Source organism: Paraburkholderia phytofirmans PsJN (assembly GCF_000020125.1).
In the GTDB taxonomy this organism is placed as follows: Bacteria; Pseudomonadota; Gammaproteobacteria; order Burkholderiales; family Burkholderiaceae; genus Paraburkholderia; species Paraburkholderia phytofirmans.
Genome location: NC_010676.1, coordinates 1,862,430 through 1,880,274, shown reverse-complemented (window position 1 = coordinate 1,880,274; position 17,845 = coordinate 1,862,430). Strand labels below are relative to the sequence as shown.

19 protein-coding genes are annotated in these 17,845 nt (G+C 63.3%); 9 read left to right on the top strand and 10 right to left on the bottom strand.

Going from position 1 to position 17,845, the window contains the following annotated elements:
• Positions 1 to 59: 59 nt before the first annotated feature.
• The 4 genes from BPHYT_RS28175 to BPHYT_RS28160 all read right to left on the bottom strand — a co-directional run bounded on the left by BPHYT_RS28175 (position 60) and on the right by BPHYT_RS28160 (position 5,074).
• The gene (locus BPHYT_RS28175; protein WP_012427530.1) at positions 60 to 1,148 is read right to left on the bottom strand and encodes an ABC transporter substrate-binding protein; all 1,089 of its coding nucleotides are present in this window, start codon (positions 1,146 to 1,148) and stop codon (positions 60 to 62) included.
• Between the two features lie 765 nt (positions 1,149 to 1,913).
• Positions 1,914 to 3,065 carry a CmpA/NrtA family ABC transporter substrate-binding protein gene (locus tag BPHYT_RS28170; RefSeq protein WP_012427529.1) on the bottom strand — a complete coding sequence of 384 codons (1,152 nt, stop codon included), beginning with the start codon at positions 3,063 to 3,065 and terminating at the stop codon, positions 1,914 to 1,916.
• 10 nt (positions 3,066 to 3,075) lie between these two features.
• Complete coding sequence (locus BPHYT_RS28165; RefSeq protein WP_012427528.1) at positions 3,076 to 3,651, bottom strand: ANTAR domain-containing response regulator; 576 nt, start codon at positions 3,649 to 3,651, stop codon at positions 3,076 to 3,078.
• Between the two features lie 178 nt (positions 3,652 to 3,829).
• Positions 3,830 to 5,074 carry a cyanate transporter gene (locus tag BPHYT_RS28160; RefSeq protein ID WP_012427527.1) on the bottom strand — a complete coding sequence of 415 codons (1,245 nt, stop codon included), beginning with the start codon at positions 5,072 to 5,074 and terminating at the stop codon, positions 3,830 to 3,832.
• Between the two features lie 350 nt (positions 5,075 to 5,424).
• Here BPHYT_RS28160 and BPHYT_RS28150 point away from each other — a divergent pair, with 350 nt between their 5' ends.
• From BPHYT_RS28150 to BPHYT_RS28130, 5 genes are all read left to right on the top strand, one after another.
• The gene (locus BPHYT_RS28150; protein WP_012427526.1) at positions 5,425 to 6,942 is read left to right on the top strand and encodes a CoA-acylating methylmalonate-semialdehyde dehydrogenase; all 1,518 of its coding nucleotides are present in this window, start codon (positions 5,425 to 5,427) and stop codon (positions 6,940 to 6,942) included.
• Between the two features lie 199 nt (positions 6,943 to 7,141).
• Positions 7,142 to 8,323, top strand: coding sequence for a GGDEF domain-containing protein (locus tag BPHYT_RS28145; RefSeq protein WP_012427525.1), 1,182 nt, complete (start codon positions 7,142 to 7,144; stop codon positions 8,321 to 8,323).
• A gap of 57 nt (positions 8,324 to 8,380) precedes the next feature.
• On the top strand, positions 8,381 to 8,743 hold the full coding sequence (locus BPHYT_RS28140; RefSeq protein WP_012427524.1) for a translation initiation factor Sui1: 363 nt from the start codon (positions 8,381 to 8,383) through the stop codon (positions 8,741 to 8,743).
• A 337-nt stretch (positions 8,744 to 9,080) separates the two neighbouring features.
• Entirely contained in the window at positions 9,081 to 10,100 is a 1,020-nt protein-coding gene (locus BPHYT_RS28135; RefSeq protein WP_012427523.1) for an alcohol dehydrogenase, read from the top strand.
• A gap of 74 nt (positions 10,101 to 10,174) precedes the next feature.
• Positions 10,175 to 10,918 (top strand): GntR family transcriptional regulator, encoded by a 744-nt coding sequence (locus BPHYT_RS28130; RefSeq protein WP_041759203.1) that lies wholly within the window; start codon positions 10,175 to 10,177, stop codon positions 10,916 to 10,918.
• A 299-nt stretch (positions 10,919 to 11,217) separates the two neighbouring features.
• Here the strand turns inward: BPHYT_RS28130 and infA are convergent, their stop codons facing one another.
• The 3 genes from infA to BPHYT_RS28115 form a co-directional block, all read right to left on the bottom strand.
• Positions 11,218 to 11,490: a translation initiation factor IF-1 gene (gene infA / locus BPHYT_RS28125; RefSeq protein ID WP_012427521.1), complete on the bottom strand. Its 273-nt coding sequence runs from the start codon at positions 11,488 to 11,490 to the stop codon at positions 11,218 to 11,220.
• 131 nt (positions 11,491 to 11,621) lie between these two features.
• Positions 11,622 to 11,903 carry a hypothetical protein gene (locus BPHYT_RS28120; RefSeq protein WP_012427520.1) on the bottom strand — a complete coding sequence of 94 codons (282 nt, stop codon included), beginning with the start codon at positions 11,901 to 11,903 and terminating at the stop codon, positions 11,622 to 11,624.
• Between the two features lie 578 nt (positions 11,904 to 12,481).
• On the bottom strand, positions 12,482 to 12,700 hold the full coding sequence (locus tag BPHYT_RS28115) for a hypothetical protein (protein WP_012427519.1): 219 nt from the start codon (positions 12,698 to 12,700) through the stop codon (positions 12,482 to 12,484).
• 192 nt (positions 12,701 to 12,892) lie between these two features.
• On the opposite strand from BPHYT_RS28115, the gene BPHYT_RS28105 reads away from it, so the two are divergent.
• Genes BPHYT_RS28105 through BPHYT_RS28095 form a run of 3 tightly spaced genes read left to right on the top strand, consistent with a single transcriptional unit; the run spans position 12,893 to position 14,007 of the window.
• On the top strand, positions 12,893 to 13,537 hold the full coding sequence (locus BPHYT_RS28105) for a helix-turn-helix transcriptional regulator (protein WP_012427518.1): 645 nt from the start codon (positions 12,893 to 12,895) through the stop codon (positions 13,535 to 13,537).
• 55 nt (positions 13,538 to 13,592) lie between these two features.
• The gene (locus tag BPHYT_RS28100) at positions 13,593 to 13,787 is read left to right on the top strand and encodes a DUF1653 domain-containing protein (protein WP_012427517.1); all 195 of its coding nucleotides are present in this window, start codon (positions 13,593 to 13,595) and stop codon (positions 13,785 to 13,787) included.
• Positions 13,788 to 13,812: 25 nt separating this feature from the next.
• Positions 13,813 to 14,007, top strand: coding sequence for a YqaE/Pmp3 family membrane protein (locus tag BPHYT_RS28095; protein ID WP_012427516.1), 195 nt, complete (start codon positions 13,813 to 13,815; stop codon positions 14,005 to 14,007).
• Between the two features lie 32 nt (positions 14,008 to 14,039).
• Here the strand turns inward: BPHYT_RS28095 and BPHYT_RS28090 are convergent, their stop codons facing one another.
• Both BPHYT_RS28090 and BPHYT_RS28085 read right to left on the bottom strand, forming a co-directional pair.
• Positions 14,040 to 14,351, bottom strand: a complete 312-nt coding sequence (locus tag BPHYT_RS28090) for a 2Fe-2S iron-sulfur cluster-binding protein (protein WP_012427515.1) — start codon at positions 14,349 to 14,351, stop codon at positions 14,040 to 14,042.
• Between the two features lie 70 nt (positions 14,352 to 14,421).
• Positions 14,422 to 16,413 (bottom strand): sigma-54-dependent Fis family transcriptional regulator, encoded by a 1,992-nt coding sequence (locus tag BPHYT_RS28085; protein WP_012427514.1) that lies wholly within the window; start codon positions 16,411 to 16,413, stop codon positions 14,422 to 14,424.
• Positions 16,414 to 16,811: 398 nt separating this feature from the next.
• On the opposite strand from BPHYT_RS28085, the gene BPHYT_RS28080 reads away from it, so the two are divergent.
• Positions 16,812 to 17,102 (top strand): DUF1488 family protein, encoded by a 291-nt coding sequence (locus tag BPHYT_RS28080; RefSeq protein WP_012427513.1) that lies wholly within the window; start codon positions 16,812 to 16,814, stop codon positions 17,100 to 17,102.
• A 195-nt stretch (positions 17,103 to 17,297) separates the two neighbouring features.
• On the opposite strand, the gene BPHYT_RS28075 is transcribed toward BPHYT_RS28080, so the two are convergent.
• Positions 17,298 to 17,828, bottom strand: coding sequence for a cytochrome b (locus BPHYT_RS28075; protein WP_041759704.1), 531 nt, complete (start codon positions 17,826 to 17,828; stop codon positions 17,298 to 17,300).
• Positions 17,829 to 17,845: the final 17 nt, after the last annotated feature.

The following is a 17,845-nucleotide window of genomic DNA, read 5'->3' as shown; positions in this document are numbered from 1 at the left end:
CTGGAAAGAATGGCTACCGCGCGTGTCGGTGCGGCCGCCTGGGTGTCAAACGCGAACGGCTAGCGCCTGATCGACTTTTGCCACTGTTTGAGGAATTCGAGGCGCTTGGACTGATCGAGATAGACCAGCAGGTCCGCGCCGATAGGGACTGGTTTAAGCGAGTTGCCGAGTTGCTTCGTGAGGGCCGTCATCGACGTTTCGCCTTCCACGTCGGCGCGAATCGAGAACAGGTTCGCCTGATTCACCAGCAACGTCTGGCCGCGTCGCGAGAGCAGGTAGTCGACCCACAGCTTCGCGGCGTTCGGGCTTCGCGCTTTCTTCGAAATCGTCACGAGCCGGCTCGCCACCAGCGTGTAATCCTTCGGGTAGACATAGCCGATCGACGGATCTTTCTTCGCCTTGATCAGCGCATACGAGCCGAGAATGTTGTAGCCGATCAGGTTCTCGCCCGAGGAGATGCGCTCCATCATCGCGCCCGTGCTCGATTGCAGCTTCGGGCCGGTGGCGCCCATGGCCTTGATCAGATCCCACGTGACCTGCGGATTGACGCGTGCGTCCTGGGTCAGATAGTTGAAGCCGACGCCGGACTTTTCGATGTCGTAGGTGGTGACGCGGCCTTTGAACCTGTCGGGTTTGGTTTGCAGCAGTTTGATCAGATCGGCGCGCGTTTGCGGCACCTCGTTAGCCGGCATGAGGCGTTTGTTGTAGACGATCGCGAGCGGCTCGTAGGTGGTGCCGTACGCCTGCTTCTGGTACTGCGCCCACTGCGGCAGCTGCTTCGCTTCGGGGGATTCGTATGGGGTCATCAGGCCGTCGTGGACGAGCTTGATCTGCAGGTCCATGGCCGAGCTCCACAGCACATCGGCGCTCATGCTGCCGGCCGCGTTTTCGCTGATGTAGCGGTTGTACAGCTCGGTGGTGTTCATGTCGTTGTATTCGACTTCGACGCCGTAGAGGCTTTCGAAATCTTTGATGAGTGGACGTACCAGGGCGGTGTCCGTGACCGAATAGACGATCAGCTTGCCTTCCTTTTTCGCGCCGTCGATCGTAGCCTGGTAGTCGCCGGGGTAGCCGGATGGAATGGCCGCCCACGCCGAATTTGCTGCGAATGCGACAGCGACAGCCAGGGCCTTGAAGATAGTTTGCACGTCGTCCTCCAGATAAGTTGGTGTTGGTTTTGTGTAGGCGAATGAAGACAGTCCGATCGCGTCCGCTCGCTCATCGGCGCGTTGGCCGGCGAGACACTCGCCAATGACTGCATGTACGAACGCGGATCCTTCGGCCGCGGGTTGCGCACTCAGGGCTATGCGCTGGCGATTTTCGGCATCGGGTTGTCCCGGCTTAATCTGGCTTGACGGGACTGGAAGTGCTGGGCCGTTTTCAGGTGCGTCGCAATGCAGTGCAATGCAATGCGATTTGCCGATACTCAACGCGCACGTCTTCGGTAGAGCGCGTGTGCGGTCTCGGTCCCGGTGCCTGCCACTGTTTTCGCCAAGCCATTCTCGCTCACGGAACCCGATGCGCGCGCGCGTGCGCTGCTACGCCGCAGCCACGGCGATATCGGGTTTCGCAAAAGATAGGGTGACTAACGATCGCCAGAGAGGGGACATTTAAGGCGGCTGAATCGCGCTTTGCAGCAGGCGGGGCGTAGCGTGCGGGGGTGGTTCTTGCTGTCGCGACTCGGTGCGGACTGAGGCAATACACACAAGCATGCGGCGGCGCCGCTTCATAAGGTCACGCGCGGCATGGCGCTCGACTGATTGCGGGTGGCACGCTTGTTTAGTATCGATCCCGCCTTTGAGCAGGACGTGCGTGTGGCAGTGACAGGCTCGATTGATCTACTAGCGGAACGGGGCGGCGATCCGATCGATAACGCCATGCGGCGTTAATCAATCATTCAACCACTCAGCCACTCAGCGGCGAATCGAAAAGCGCTGTGCGTAATCTGTGGGTGACGTACCATCGCCCCACGGCTCGCCGTCGATCAAAACCCGAGAAACGCCTTGTTCCGTTACAGCCACGTTCACAGCGATGGCCGCCTCGCGATACAACTGCGTCTGATTGATCCGCGCGGCAACGTCCGCATAATCCGCACGCGCATCGATCATGCCCCAGCGTTCGAACTGCGTGAGAAACCACGCGCCTTCGAACGCATGCGGGTAGTTCACCGTGCCGTTGTCGAAGAAGCGCATGGGCAGACCGCCCGGCGCGGAAGCGGCAATCTGGTTGCCCAGACGCGCCGCAATCAACGATTCATCGATGCCGACATACTCGGGCCGCGCAAGCCAGCGTGCGATTTCCTCGCGATGTCCCGCGCCGTCGAGCCAGCGGCACGCTTCGAGCATGGTCTGCACGAGGGCGCGCGCGGCATTCGGATTCTCGCTGACAAAATCCCGCCGGCATGCCAGCACTTTGTCGGGATGATCTGGCCACACGTCGCTCGTATAAGCGATCGTTCTGCCGACGCCGAGCGCTTCGGCCTGCGCGTTCCAGGGCTCGCCGACACACAGGCCGTCGAGTCTGTCTTCGGCGAGTGCCGCGACCATTTGCGGCGGCGGAATCGCCACGCTCTCGATCTCGCGCAACGGATCCACGCCTTGCGACGCGAGCCAGTAGTACAGCCACATCGCGTGCGTGCCGGTCGGGAAGGTTTGCGCGAAAACCGGTTTGCGGCCGAGCGTCGCGAGCGCCTTGGGTAGCGTGCCGTGTTCGGCGAGCGCGTCCGCGAGACGGTTCGACAGTGTGATGGCCTGGCCGTTGCGGTTGAGCACCATCAGCACGGCCATCTCCGTTTGCGGTCCGCCAAGGCCGAGTTGCACACCGTAGACGAGTCCGTAGAGTGTATGAGCCGCATCCAGATCGCCCGACAACAGCTTGTCGCGCACGGCGGCCCACGACGGCTGACGCGACAACTCCAGCGTGAGGCCGTGCGCATGGCCGAATTCGAGCAGCTTGGCGGCGACGAGCGGCGCGGCGTCCGAAAGCGCCACGAAACCGAGCCGTAGGTGAGTCTTCTCGAGTTGCCCCGATGCGGACGTGGCGGCGAGTGAAGTAGGAGAGTTCATGGACGGCGCTTCATTTGAGCGAGTCAGCCGCTGCGACGATAGCGCGCGCGACCTCGGCGAGTTTGACGCCCTGGTTCATCGCGCGTTTGCGCAGGTTGGCGTAGGCGGCGTGTTCGGTGATTTTCTGCTGATCCATCAGGATGCGTTTGGCCCGGTCGATCAGCTTGCGCTCGGCGAGTTCGTTCTCGACTTGCGCGAGACGTTCGCGCAACTGCGATTCCTGCGCGAAACGCGCGAGCGCGACTTCGAGGATCGGCGCGAGACGCTCGGTCGCGAGGCCTTCGACGAGATACGCCGTGACGCCGGCGCCGACGGCGTCGCGAATCAATTGCTGGTTGGCGTCGTGGCTGAACATCAGCACCGGACGCGGCGCGGTGGCGTTCATCACGGCAAGCTGTTCGAGCGTGTCGCGCGAAGGCGATTCCGTATCGATGATGATGACGTCCGGCCGCTCGCTCTGCACCACGCGATGCAGCGCTTGCGGCGTGGCGGTGCTCGCCAGCATCTCGTAGCCGAGGCGGGCAAGGGCGTCGCGGAGGTCGCCGATGGGCTTGTCGGTGTCGGTTACGAGGAGAACGCGCAGCATGGAGTGGGGTTTTATCGACGGCTGGCTAACCTTAAAGCAACGGTTATGCCAGTCCACGCATGCGACGGCGAAGCGTAAGCAATCACGGACTTAGCGGCTGCACGGACAGCCGCGGCTGCACCTGCGCGGGGCACGCCGGGCCGGTGCACCGAAGCGGCGCATGACGGCGCCGCTCACCTCATCGGCGCCATTCGCCGTAACTGCGGGGCGAGAACAGAAAACCGACCGCGATCATCGCGACGACGCAGCCGGCCAGCATGATCCACGCGACGCTGAAGCTCCCGCTCCAACCCCGCACGACGCCGGCCACGACCGGCGCAATAGCCGCGACGATGAAGCCGACGCCTTGGGTGAACGCGACCAGCTTACCGGCCATACGATGATCGGCCGAATGATCCATGGCGGTCACGAGCGTCACCGAGAAAGTCCCGCCCAGTCCTGCGCCTGCCAAGCCGACCCACAGCAGGGCAGCGGTGTCGGGCCAGACGATCAAGCCGAGCAGACCGGCCAGTTGCGCGGTGAGGCCGAGCGCGAGCCACGGCCGGCGATCGCGGAACGACGCCGCGGCGAGCGGCAGCAACAGCGCCGCGGCGGCCTGGAAAACCGTCATGCCTGCGAGCAGCGAACCGCTGGCCGCGACGCTCATGCCGCGCTGCTGATAGAACGCCGGCAGCCACGCGACAAGACTCGTATAACCGCCGTTGACGACGCCGAAGTAGAGGCCGAGTGTCCATGCACGCCGCGTGCGCCACAGCGAAACGGTGTCTGCATTCGTGGACGCAGCGTGATCGGCGGCGCTATTCGAAGATGGCCGGCGGTTCAACGCCCACCAGCAGAGCAGCGCGATGCAAGCCGGAATCGCCCACACCGCGAGCCCCGCTTGCCATGACTGCGCCGCGCGACTCACCCACGGACTCAAACTCGCGCCCAGGCCGCCGCCGCCCATCATGGACGCGGAGAACACGCCCATCGCGAGCGGCACGCGCGCATGAAAGCGCTGTTTCATCACGACGGGCAGCAGCGCCTGGATTGCCGCGACGCCCACGCCCGCGAGCAACGCCGTGGCGAGCAGTGCCGCGCCGCTCGACGCCGTCCAACGTGCCGCGCAGGCCAGCGCGATGGCCAGCAAGCCAAGCGCGACACCGCGTGTTTCGCCGATCGTGCGAGTCAGCGCACCCGCGCCGAACGCTCCGACTCCCATCGCGACGACCGGCAGGCTGGTCAGCAACGACGCGCCGTAGAAGCTGAGGCCGGTTGCGGTGCGGATCGTCGTCATCAAAGGGCTGATCGAGGTGAGCAGCGGGCGCAGATTGATGCCGATCACGACGATCGCCGCCAGCCAGACGATGTCCTGCCAGCCTAGCGCCGCAGTGGCGTGGCGAGCGGGAGTGCGGGCCGGGTTGGCGCTGGAGGGCGAATTCACAATGGTCCTGGTGAGAGCGATAGCAGCTTGAAAAACCATGCGAGGCGCGGTTTTTGGTCAACCATAATAACAAAAATGGTTAACCATTTTTGTGATGTCCGGTATAACGGCAAGCGCTTTGCGAGCGCGAGCTTCACGGCGGCGGATCGAGCCTTGCAGCTAAATATGGATTTGTTCCTGCAGCGCAAGACTGTTTGTCGGACGAGGGTGTTCGAAATCCGAATCAATGCGCCTACATTGGGGTCTATCGGAGCGGTCGGCGCGATCGGCATTGCGGCCGGACAACCCATGTTCGAAGACACGAGGATACGCGGCGCTAATAGCGCCCGCATCCCGCCATAGGAGCAGACATGAGCGAAGGAAATCAGGCCGCTGTGCGCGAGCTGAGTCATTTTATCGACGGCCGACGCGCCGCTGGCGCAAGCGGGCGGTTCGGCGATGTATTCGATCCGGCGCAAGGCCGGGTGGCGGCTCGTGTGCCGGTCGCGAACGCAACCGAAGTCGACGCGGCCGTCGCCGCCGCGAAGGCCGCGTTCCCGGCCTGGAGCGAAACCGCGCCGCTCAAGCGCGCCCGTTTGATGTTCAGGTTCAAGGAACTGCTCGAAGCGCATTCGGATGAACTCGCCGAACTCATTACGCGCGATCACGGCAAGCTGCTCTCGGACGCGAAAGGCGAGGTGGTGCGCGGCATCGAGATCGTCGAATTCGCGTGTGGTATTCCGAACCTGCTCAAGACCGATTTCACCGATCAGATCAGCGGCGGCATCGACAACTGGAATCTGCGTCAGCCGCTTGGCGTGGCAGCCGGCGTCACGCCCTTCAATTTCCCGATGGTGGTGCCGTGCTGGATGTTCGTGATGGCAGCGGCATGCGGCAACACGTTCGTGCTCAAGCCCTCGGAGCGCACGCCGTCGGCATCGATCCGGCTGGCCGAGCTGTTCATCGAGGCGGGCTTTCCCAAAGGCGTCTTCAATGTCGTGCATGGCGGCAAGGCCGTCGTCGATGCGTTAATCGAGCATCCCGACGTGGCCGCGATATCCGTTGTCGGCTCGACGCCGGTCGCGGAATACATCTACAGCGAAAGCGCAAAGCGCGGCAAGCGCGTGCAGGCGTTGGGCAGCGCGAAAAACCATCTGGTCGTCATGCCCGACGCCGATCTCGATCAGGCAGTCGATGCGCTGATCGCGTCGTCGTATGGCTCGGCCGGCGAGCGCTGCATGGCGACCTCGGTCGCGGTGGCGGTGGGGCGTATCGGCGACGAACTGATCGAGCGTCTCGCGCCGCGCGTGCGCTCGCTCAGAATCGGCGGCGGCATGGAGCCGGATCTGGACATGGGGCCGCTCATCAGTGCCGCGCATCGCGCCAAGGTGTTGGGCTATATCGATGCGGGCGTCGCGGCGGGCGCGAGACTTGTTGTCGACGGTCGCGGCCATAGCGTGCCCGGCCACGAAGCGGGCTTTTTTCTCGGCGGTTCGCTGTTCGACGACGTGAAGCCTGATATGAGCATCTATCGGGAAGAGATTTTCGGGCCGGTCCTGTCGGTTGTCCGCGTGCCGGATCTCGCGAGCGCGATTGCGCTCGTCAATGCGCACGAACTCGGGAACTGCGTATCGCTCTTTACATCCGACGGCGGCGCGGCGCGCGCATTTTCCCGGCAGATTCAGATCGGCATGGTAGGCATCAACGTACCGAGCCCGGTGCCGCCGGCGTGGCATTCGTTCGGAGGCTGGAAGCGCTCGTTGTTCGGCGATCATCACGCGTACGGCGAGGAAGCCGTGCGTTTTTATACGCACTACAAGAGTGTCATGCAGCGCTGGCCCGACAGCATCGCCAAAGGTGCGGAATTCGCGATGCCTGTCGCGCACTGAAGCCGGTTCGGGCGGCGCGACGCCTCTTACTACCGCATTGGCAACCCACGCGGGCGACGGGCTACGTCGCCCGCGACGAGCGGCGCCCGCAGAGGGAGGTTGCCGAGCTTCAATCCTGCCAATCGTCATGCCGTAAAAATTTTCAGCGTAAAATGCCGCTGCCGCCGCGATATGCCGGCGTAAAGCTCTCAAGTCAGCGATGCATGTCGATCTTCTTACCCTCTATCTCCTTATCGTCGGAACGCTCCTCGCCAGTTGCGCGATGACCCTCTGGGAGCATCGGACTCATCCCCGCCGCAGCAGGGAATTAAGGATACTGGCAGCCGGCTACGCCACCCTCGCCGTCGGCTGTGCCGCCGCTTTGTTTCGTCGTGACCTGCCCGGCGCGATGGGCTCGGGCTTGAGCAACTTCGTGATTGTCGGCGGCTATCTGTTGATCCTGCGCGGCGTTGCGATCCTGAATGGCCGGAAATACGATGCGGGTTCGATCGCCATGCTCGTTCTGGTCGCGCTGACATGGGCCGTGTGCGGCGCGCGCTGGCAGAACGTCTTATGGAACTACGTGAGTGCGATTCCAATCGCCGTGGCTTCCTGCCTGACGTCGCGCGAGCTGCTGCGAAGCGACGGAATGAAATCGCTGAAGTCGCGGCACATCGCCGTGATGGTGTCGGGCGGCCATGGGCTCTTCTATGCCGCCAGGGCATTCGTCTTGCCCTGGTTGGGGACGCTGTATGGGCAAGGTCTGCTGTCCGTCGCCAGCAAAATCACGATGTACGAAGGCGTGCTGTATTCGGTGATTCTGCCGATGACCCTGCTGACGCTGATTCGCGAAGAAACGCATGGCCGGCTGCTGCAGGAATCGCAAACGGATTATCTGACCGGTCTTGGCAATCGCAGATGGTTTTTCGAAGAGGGCGCACGCGTCATGCGCGAAGCCGGTGTATCGCGGCCCGTTTCACTGCTTGCCTTCGATCTCGATCACTTCAAGCGGATCAATGATCGATACGGTCACGAGACGGGTGACGCGGTTCTCAAGTCGTTCGCGGCAATTACGCGCAGCTTGACGGGGCCCGAAGCGATGCTTGCGCGCATCGGCGGAGAAGAATTCGCTGCCTTGCTGCCTGGCCATGACAGCCTGCGTGCCGAAGAAGTGGGCGATGCCATTGTTCGACGTTTCGCGGGAACTGTCTTGCACAGGATTAACGACGTCGACATACGAGCGACGGTCAGCGTAGGCCTCGCGCAGCAGTCCGCAAGCGAAGCGCCCACGCTCGCCGACCTGCTGGCTTCCGCCGACCAGGCGTTATACCGCGCGAAGTCGCTTGGCGGTAATCGGCTTGAACTGGCGCGGACCGGCGTGCGCGGCACGGCCACCTGCTGACGGCATTGCCTGAATTCGTCGTGCTTCCCGACTTAAGCGTCTTTGAGTATGCCAATCATGAAAAGTAGTTCGAAGGGCGGCCTTGTCTATTCCACCGATGGCGGGCGAATGTGTCCCGAATGCAGCCGGGCGCTCGCGCAATGTGTCTGCAAGACGGTCGCCAAGACACGCGCGGCAGGTGATGGTGTGGTGCGAGTGTCCCGGGAGACCAAGGGCCGAGGCGGGAAAAGCGTGACGCTCGTGAAGGGGCTCGCGCTCGATCCTCTTGCCTTGGCCTCGCTAGGCAAGCAGTTGCGCACGGCCTGCGGTTCTGGCGGGACGGTCAAGGATGGCGTGATCGAAGTGCAGGGCGATCATTGCGAGCGAGTGATCGAGGCGCTAAAGAAGGCGGGCCATGATGCGAAGCGGGCTGGGGGTTGAACCCAGCGCTTGAACGACCTCAGCCGCTTGCTGATCGATTTCCGAATTAAATGCTCGCGCCCGCAGCCACAGCGACAGCGACAGGCTAGAACCCAACGCGGTTCGCAGACCTGAAAGCGGCTTTCTTCAATGCCGTCACATCGTATTCTCCCAACCCGCTCCCGCTCATAGACCTGTTCCAAACAGAATCAACACGGCTCGTGAGATCGGCGAGGCCGGGTCGCGCCGCCAAAATTTTGGCGTAAGCTGAGCGCTTGGCCGGAGGGTGACGTCGAAGGCAAATCTGCGAACCGGGCTCGGTCAACTCGCGTTCGTCTCTTGCATAAGGAGGAAAGCGATGCGGACGATGAAGGCAGTGCAGGTGGCAAAGGCTGGCGGACCCCTGGAACTCGTCGAACGGGACGTGCCGGAACCGGGCGCCGGACAGGTGCTCATCAAGATCCAGGCGTGCGGTATTTGTCACAGCGACGTGTTGACAAAAGAAGGGCAGTGGCCGGGCCTCGAATATCCGCGGGTGCCGGGGCACGAGATTGCAGGCGTCATCGATACGGTCGGCGCGGGCGTTGAAGGATGGGCGGCGGGGCAGCGCGTCGGCGTCGGCTGGCACGGCGGGCATTGCGGCCGGTGCGAGCATTGCCGTCGAGGCGACTTCGTTCTATGTCAGCGCGCACTCGTGCCGGGCATCAGCTACGACGGCGGCTATGCCGAATTCATGGTGGCCCCGGTCGAAGCGCTGGCGCGCATTCCAGACGATCTTTCCGACGTCGATGCCGCACCGCTTCTGTGCGCGGGCATCACGACCTTCAACGCGCTGCGCAACAGCGGCGCACGCGCCGGGGATGTAGTCGCCGTGCTGGGCATCGGCGGACTCGGTCACCTCGGCGTGCAGTTCGCGCGAAAGATGGGCTTCGTCACGGTCGCCATTGCGCGCGGGCAGGACAAGGCAAGTCTCGCGAAAGAGCTGGGCGCTCATCACTACATCGACAGCACGACGGCGAATGTCGCGCAAGCGCTGCAGGCGTTGGGCGGCGCTCGCGTCATTCTTGCAACCGTCACCAGCGGCAAGGCAATGAGTGCCGTGGTGGGCGGTCTGGGGTTGAACGGCAAGCTGATCATGGTCGGACTCTCCGAAGAGCCCGTCGAGGTGCCGATTGCGCAGTTCATCATGGGGCGCAACTCGGTGCAGGGCTGGCCGTCGGGCACATCGGCGGATTCTCAGGACACGCTCGCCTTCAGCGCGCTATCAGGCATCAAGCCGATGATCGAAGAATTCCCGCTGACCAAAGCCGCCGAGGCCTACGACCGGATGATGAGCGGCGCTGCGCGATTCAGGGTTGTGCTGAACACGGGCCAATAAACGCGCGACTGACGGCCGGAGCCGATGCCGCTAGAATGCCTGCCGATATTGCTCCGTTCCCGACTACTGAATTCATGGCTCCACGTCCCCGCCGTTCGTCGCCCGCCGACACCGAAGCGCCCACGCAAGCCGCACGCGACGACGATGCGGTCAGCGTCGAAGAGCGCATTTATGCGTCCATTACCGCGGCGTTGTTGCAAGGGCGGCTGCGGCCGGGCGCGCAACTCGTCGAACGCGATCTCGCGGCCGCGTTCGGCTGCACGCGCGGCGCGCTGCGCAAGGTGCTCGCGCGGCTGGGCTTCGAGGGCAAGCTCGTGCTGGAGGCGAATCGCGGGGCGTTCGTGCCGTCGCCGTCGGAAGAGGACATTCGCCAGGTGTATCGGGCGCGGCAGATCGTCGAGGCGGGCATCGTCGCGGCGCTGTGCGGGGCTTTGAGCGCGACGCATAAGCGGCGCCTGCGCGCGCATGTGCGCAGCGAGGCGAAGGCAACGAGCGCGGGCGCCGTGGAAGAGTCCGTGCGTCTTGCCGGCCAGTTTCATGTGCTGCTGACGGAGCTGGCGGGCGGCACGGAATTGCTCGGCCTGGTCGGCCAGCTAGTCGCCAAAACCGAGCTGTATAAGGCGCTGTTCGACCCGTCAAAGGGCTCGACCTGCTCCGCGGACGAACACACGCAAATCATCGACGCACTCGACGCGGGCGACCTCGAGGTTGCGCTGTCGGCCATGCGCGAACATCTGGCGGAACTGGAGGAGCGGGTAGTCGAGCGGGTGCGCAAAAGCGCCGCCGGAGAAGATCTCGGGGCGGTGTTCGGGCGTTAAGCGTGCCTATTTAGGACGCAAAGGCGGAGGAAGCAAAGACGGAGGAAGCAAAGGCGGAGGACGCAAAGGCGGAGGACGCAAGGACGGGTGAAACCCCCGCTGGCAACAGAGAGCGCCAGTGCTGGAGAAATTCAGGCAAAACCAGGCTGCGACAAAGCGATGCCGCAGCGCGCCGCTCAGGCTCGAATCAATGGATCAGCGAGTCAAGCCGGAGAAGGCGCGCGAATGGCTTCGCGTACAACTCAATCGCAATGGATCACGCCAAGACCGTGCGGGGCGCGGTCAGCGTGCCGCGGGCCTTAACGGCGACGGAATTGCGTGTTGCGAGCACCGCCGCCACCGGTGGCGCGCTCGTCTTTGTGACGGAAATTGATCCGGCCTTTGGTCAGGTCGTAGACCGACAGTTCCAGCGTCACGCGGTCGCCCGCGAGAATACGGATGTGGTTCTTGCGCATGCGTCCGGACGCGTAAGCGCCAACCACGACGCCGTTGTCGAGCGTCACGCGGTAACGGCTGTCCGGAAGTACTTCGTCGACGATACCGTCAAGTTCAAGCAGTTCTTCTTTCGCCATGCATAACTCCTGGTCGATGGGATAAGGGGTGTTGGTCGCCCACGCCGGGCAGCACAACATCAGATTGGGGCAAAAGCGGGCTTTTCGAGCCCGCCGTACTGCGGTATCAGCCTATGTGCCGATAATACCGCTCAAAGATCGGCGACGGACTGGCCGTCTACACGGCCGTCGATCAATTGTTCGGCGTGGGCCATGCACGCAATGCGCGCCTTGCCCGTGCCGTCGAACGGAAACAGGTACTGCAGGCGGAACACACGGCCGTCGGCGGACGGATTGGCGCCCACGCGGCAGATGCGCACCGACGCGTCATAGCCGGCGTCCGGATTGCGGCTCGTCTGACCGTCCGTCGGGCGGCGCGGATAGACGAGCGGGTGAATTTCATAACCCTTGTACGTCTTGACAACTGAATTCATGAAGCACGTGTCCTGTATTACGTGGCCGACGTGTCACGCGTGTTACGCGCGGCACGACAGGCCGGGCAGCGCAGCGCCCTGGGGCGCGCCGCCATTGAAAAAGGTTGGCACAGGCCCACTGGCAAGGGCTTGAGCGCGGCCGCGCAAAATCGCGGATTCGATGGAGAAGAAACACGCTGATGTCGCGCGGACACCGGGCGCGTAAATGCTGAACACTCAGCTGCACAACTCGCGACGGCGAATGCATGCGACGCATTGCCGGAGTGACGGGATCGCCGACAGGTGGCGGTCGAACAGTCGGGGGTGGTGCGCAGACGCCGGTTCGAGACTATCCGGAGTTGCCTGATGTTGCCTGGTAATGCAAATGCGGCAAATGCGGGGCACAGCTATTCCAATATGATGCACTAAATGGGGCTAATTGGATAGCAAAAAGTTCCACGCAAGGGCAAACCGCCCGGCAGGCGGGGCTTTGAGGGCGACACAGCGGTCGCGGCCGGCATGCCGGGGTATGAACGGCACGCCGGGTGACGGGTTGCGCCGTCGCGGCGCGGGCGCTGGACGATCAACGGACTCGTGCTTCAGCGGGAAGTTTCGGCGACCCGCTTTTGCAACTCGCGCGACGCCGCCAGCGGAATGCGGGCGTCGTCCCAGCCGGCCAGCCATTCGACTTCCTTCGAGGTGAAGATCTGTCCGTGATTGCGCAGCGCGTATTGCAGCGAATCGATGATGTGATTGCGGATGATTTCCGGCGTGCCTTCGTCATCGAGCACGGCGCGAAACGCTTCAAGCGTGGCCATCTGTTGCTCCGTGAAATAGATGGTCTTTTATCGCACGAAAAAAATTCGCTCGCCAGACGGACAAAATTCGCCGCGCCACGAAGCGCATCAGCGTTCGTTTTTTGCGGGCGTGCCCGGCGTCACGGTCGCCGTGCTCGGGCCGGGTGGCTACAATGGCGAGTTGCCGCATCCTTCGAACACTGCGACTGCCCCATGCGCAACCCAAACGTGCCTCCCGTGAAAGACCTGCTGCTCGAGCGCTACGCTCCCATCGCCGACGGCATCGCGGCGCTTTTCTACCCGTGTGCCGAAGTGGTGATTCACGATCTGCGCGATCAGACCATCGCCTATCTCGTGAACAACCTGTCGAAGCTCGAAGTCGGCGGGCCGTCGGTGCTGGACGAAGTCCATTACGCGGCGCGCGGCCGGACCATCGGCCCGTACGAAAAGCTCAACTGGGACGGCCGGCGCATGCGTTGCGTGAGCAACATCCTGTTCGACGACGACGGCAAGCCGGCCGGCATGCTGTGCATCAATTTCAATATCGCGGTGTTCGAAGACGTGCGTTCCACGCTCGATCTGTTCATCAAAGGCGGCAATCTGACGGATGCGCCGGCGGAGGAGCTGTTCCGCGACGACTGGCAGGACCGCATCAACACGTATCTGCACACGTGGCTGCGCGAGCGGCAGATCGGCATCAATGCGCTCACGCGTGAGCACAAGCGGGAAATCGTCGAGGCGTTGCACGCACAAGGCGCGTTTCGCGGCCGCAGTTCCGCGAACTACGTGGCCGCCGTGCTGACGATGGGGCGCGCCACGGTCTACAAGATTCTCAAGCAGATGAAAGAGAGCGGCTGACGGTTCGGCCGTTGCCGTGCTTTTTGTCGAGATAAGTCGATTCAGGGAGAAAAGGATGGTGCGTTACCGGCACTACAAAGGCGGGATTTACGAACTGGTTTGCGAGGCCACGCTCGAGTCCGATCCGAAGGTCACGATGATCGTCTACAAAGCGGCCAATGGTACGATCTGGACGCGTCCGGCTTCGGTATTTTTCGAAATGGTCGATGTGGACGGCGCCAAGGTGCCGCGCTTCGCACCGATCGACTAGTCGCTATCAACAACAGGAAATCTGCATGCGTCTACTGCTTGCCATCATTCTGCCGTGGTTCCAGTTTTTCACGATCGGCCGCCCGTTCGCGGGCATCATCTGCCTGATTCTGCAAATCACGCTGATCGGCTGGATTCCGGCCGCCATCTGGTCGGTGTATGCGCTGAGCCAGTACAACACCGACAAGAAAATCGCCAGGGCGATGGGTAGTGGGCGGTAAGGCTTGCGTGCGCGGCGCGGATGCGCCGCGTTTTACTTGAGCGGCGGTAACTCCACCGCATCTGGTGCTTCGATCACCACATCCGATTCCGCGATCGCTACACACGGCAGAATATAGCCTTCCTGTTTTTCTTCCCGGCTGAGCCCGGGCCATTCGATCGTGTAGCGCACGCGTCCCGCCGTCATTTTGCACAAGCACGTGCGGCATGTCCCATTGCGGCACGAGCGCGGCAAACGCAGATTCGCAAAGCCGGCGGCTTCGAGAATCGTCAGCGAATCGGGCGCTTCGAAGCTGTAGCCGAGCGGCTCGACGCGAACAAGAGGTGGGCGGGTGGAGTCGGACATCGTGTGAGTCTGTGACGGTTTGCGCGACACTTTACACGTTGCCGCTTCAGTTGCCTCTCCCGTCGCGTTTTCAATGAGTCGAGCCGCCGCGCCGCAAATACCGGTACACGGTATTGCGCGCCAGGCCCAACTCACGCGCCGCCGCCGAGACATTGCCGTCGAGCCGTTCGAGCGTTTGCGCGATCAGCGTGGCCTGCCATGCCTCCATCTTGCTGGTTGCCGGCTGCCCTTGCGTTTGCGCCGCGGCGCGGACCTCGTCGCAGGATCCGGAGTCCGCACGCATTGCCGGCGACTGCACGCACGGCTCGGCCGCGGTGTCGATGCAATCCTGCAAGAAGTCCTCGGGCAGATCATCGAGTTCGATCTGCTCCGCGCCTTCGGCCATGATGCTCGCGGTGCGCAACACGTTGGCCAGTTGCCGCAGATTGCCCGGCCAGCGGCATTGCGCGAAGCGTTCGAGCACGTCGGCGGACACGCGACGCGGCAAGCGTTCGCCGGCGGGCTGCAACTCCAGCATGCGCGTGACGAGCGCGCGAAGATCGGTGCGCTCGCGCAGCGCCGGCAAGGTCAGGACGAGTCCATTGATGCGGTAATACAGATCTTCGCGGAACGTGCCGGCCTCGATCATTGCGCGCAGGTTGCGGTGCGTTGCACAGACGATGCGCAGATCCACCGGAATCGCCCGTGTCCCGCCGAGCGGGACCACGTTGCGCTCCTGCAGCACGCGCATGAGGCGCACTTGCTGGGCGAGCGGCATGTCGCCGATTTCGTCGAGGAACAGCGTGCCGCCGTCGGCCTGCACGATCTTGCCGACGCTGCCGCGTTTCTTCGCGCCGGTGAACGCGCCGTCTTCATAGCCGAACAACTCCGCTTCGATCAGCGTCTCGGGCAACGACGCGCAATTCAGTGCGATAAAGGGCGCGTCCCGGCGCGGCGAATCGTGATGGATGGCGCGCGCGAGCCATTCCTTGCCGGTGCCCGTCTTGCCGAGCACCAGAATCGGAATATCGCGGCCGCGCAGTTTGGCGACGCGCCGCAGAATCGCGGCGACTTGCGCGTCGCCGGTATCGAGCGTTTCGAGCGTGGCTGGCGGCGCGGGATCGGCGACGCGCGGCGCATGACGCGCGTCGCTGGACAACGGCGCACGGGAAGTGCCGGCGAGACTCTCCGACGGCGCGACATAACGCGGCAGCGCATATTCGCCGCGCGCGACCACGCGCACGCCGCTTGGCAGCGTCAACTGAATGTTCTCGCCGGGTGCGCGCGCAATCTGTTGCAACAGCCTCGAGATGGGCACGCCGAACAACGCATCGAACGGCTGCCGTTGCAGTTCGGCGAGCGCTTGCCCGAATTGAAACAGCGCACTGCGATTGGCCGACAGAAACGTGCCGTCCGGCGCGAACGCCGCGAGCCCTTCGAACAGCGTGCCGATGAATTCCCCGCGCGCGTGAAAGTGCACGCGGATCGCATCGGCGAATTGATTGGAGAACAGATGATTTTCGATCATCTGCGCCGACATTCTCACGAGCGCGAGCGTGTGCTTGTGAAAGCCGCGGGTGTCGCCGCTTACGTCGAGCGCGCCGATGGTGCGCCCGAACGGATCGGCAATCGGCGCGCATGAACAGGTGAGAATCCGGTTGGCGTGCAGGAAGTGCTCTCCCGCGTGCACGACGGTCGGCTGGCCATCGACGAGCGCGGTGCCGATCGCATTGGTGCCGCGATCCGCCTCGGCCCACGACACGCCCGGACACAGTGCAACGCGATTGGCCTTTTCGACGAAGTCGCTGTCGCCGAGACTATGCAGGATCACGCCGTGATTGTCGGTGAGCAGCACCATGCTTTGCGTATCGACGATCTGCGCATGCAGCGTCTCCATGACCGGCAGCGCATGCGTAAACAGCGATTGATTGCGCTCGACGAGTTCACGCAGCGCAGGCCGGGGCAGCGGATGAAAGTCCGGCGCTTCCGAGGCGCGCAAGCCGATTTCGAGCGAGCGGGCGTGAGCTTGCGCGATGACATCGGGCCGACCGACAGCGGGCGGCGTGACGGAACGTTGGGTCAAGGCATGTCTCCGGTGAAACGGACACGGCGGGTACGTTGCCCTCCGCTCGATGCCGCAGCGCAACATGCACGCGCGGCCGAACACCGATATTACAGGACGAATCGTGCTGTGCACGGCAGGGAAAAAACGGAGACGGCGGTGCGTCATGCCTCAAAAAAACGCGCGCGGCACCAAATTCAGGCAAACGGAAAGGAAAACTTGCGCCGCGCCCGAACTCGTCTAAAGTGAATCAAATCACCTCCGCGGGCCGCGAACTATTCCGCTGCCGCAGTCGGGTGACAAGCCCGCGTCGCCCGCATTGGACAAGGAGGTTGGAGCCAGCGACGCGATCAGACGCAACCGGCGTGCGCACTACCAGGCTACACCATGCGCAGCACCTACCTTCCAGGTGAACTCCCATGCAGATCCTTTTCCCGAATGAAACTCCTGAATACTCAGGTCGCGAGCTCACCTTGGCGTTCCCGGCGATGGTCGATGGGCAGAGGGTGGAATGCATGATTACGGCGGAGGCACTGGAAGACCACTACGGCGCCGCATCGCCGCGTTTGGAGGACATGGTCGGCGCGTTCGACACGCATCGCGCCCGGATCGAAGCCGCTACGCGCCGCCTGATCTCGGAAACGAGGGCGCAATGTCTCGTGCTGAGAAGCGGCTATGTGCGCTTCTACGAGGCCAACTGGCGTAATTGACCGAGGGCGTTTCCGCCCTTCTGCCGGTCGACGCCGCGAGCAGCAAAGCCGCGCAGGAAGCAGAAGCCTGGGAAACCCGCGCGCGGCATCGAAACCAATCAAACCGTTCGCGGCAAGGCGTGCCGCCGGCATCTGGACGCGAAGCGCGCGCAAATACGAGCGCGATTGTGAGTGCGATGACGAGCGCCGCGGCGCTCAGATCATCCGCCGCAGCGTCCGATCCTTGAGCACCACGTGATGCGCGATCGCCGCCAGCGCGTGCAAGCCGATCACCCAATAAAACGCATTGCCGAGCCACTCATGCGCCGTCTTGAGCAACGGACGCGCAACAGGATCCGCACCGACCAGCGTGTAGTCGATGTTGAGCCACGCCAGCGTGACCGGGTGTCCGCCGGTGTTGATCATCAGGATGCCGAGCAGCGGCTGGACGAAGATAAAAACGTACAAGGCGAGATGCGCGGCCCGCGCCAGAAACGCGAGCAGCCGGTTGCCGTCCACTTCGGCGGGCGCGCCGGCCCATAGTCGCCACAGCAGACGCAGAGAAGCCAGCGCGAGCACCAGCGAGCCGCACCAGAAATGCACGCTGCTCCAGAATACGCGGCTGTCGCTACCTTTTGGCCCGCGAATCTCGATCGCCAGATAAGCCAGCGCGATCAGCAGAAACATCGCCCAGTGAAAGAAAATGGCGGGCGCCGTATAGCGGTCCGAGGTGCGGCTGTAAGACATGTAGGGGACTCCCGTGT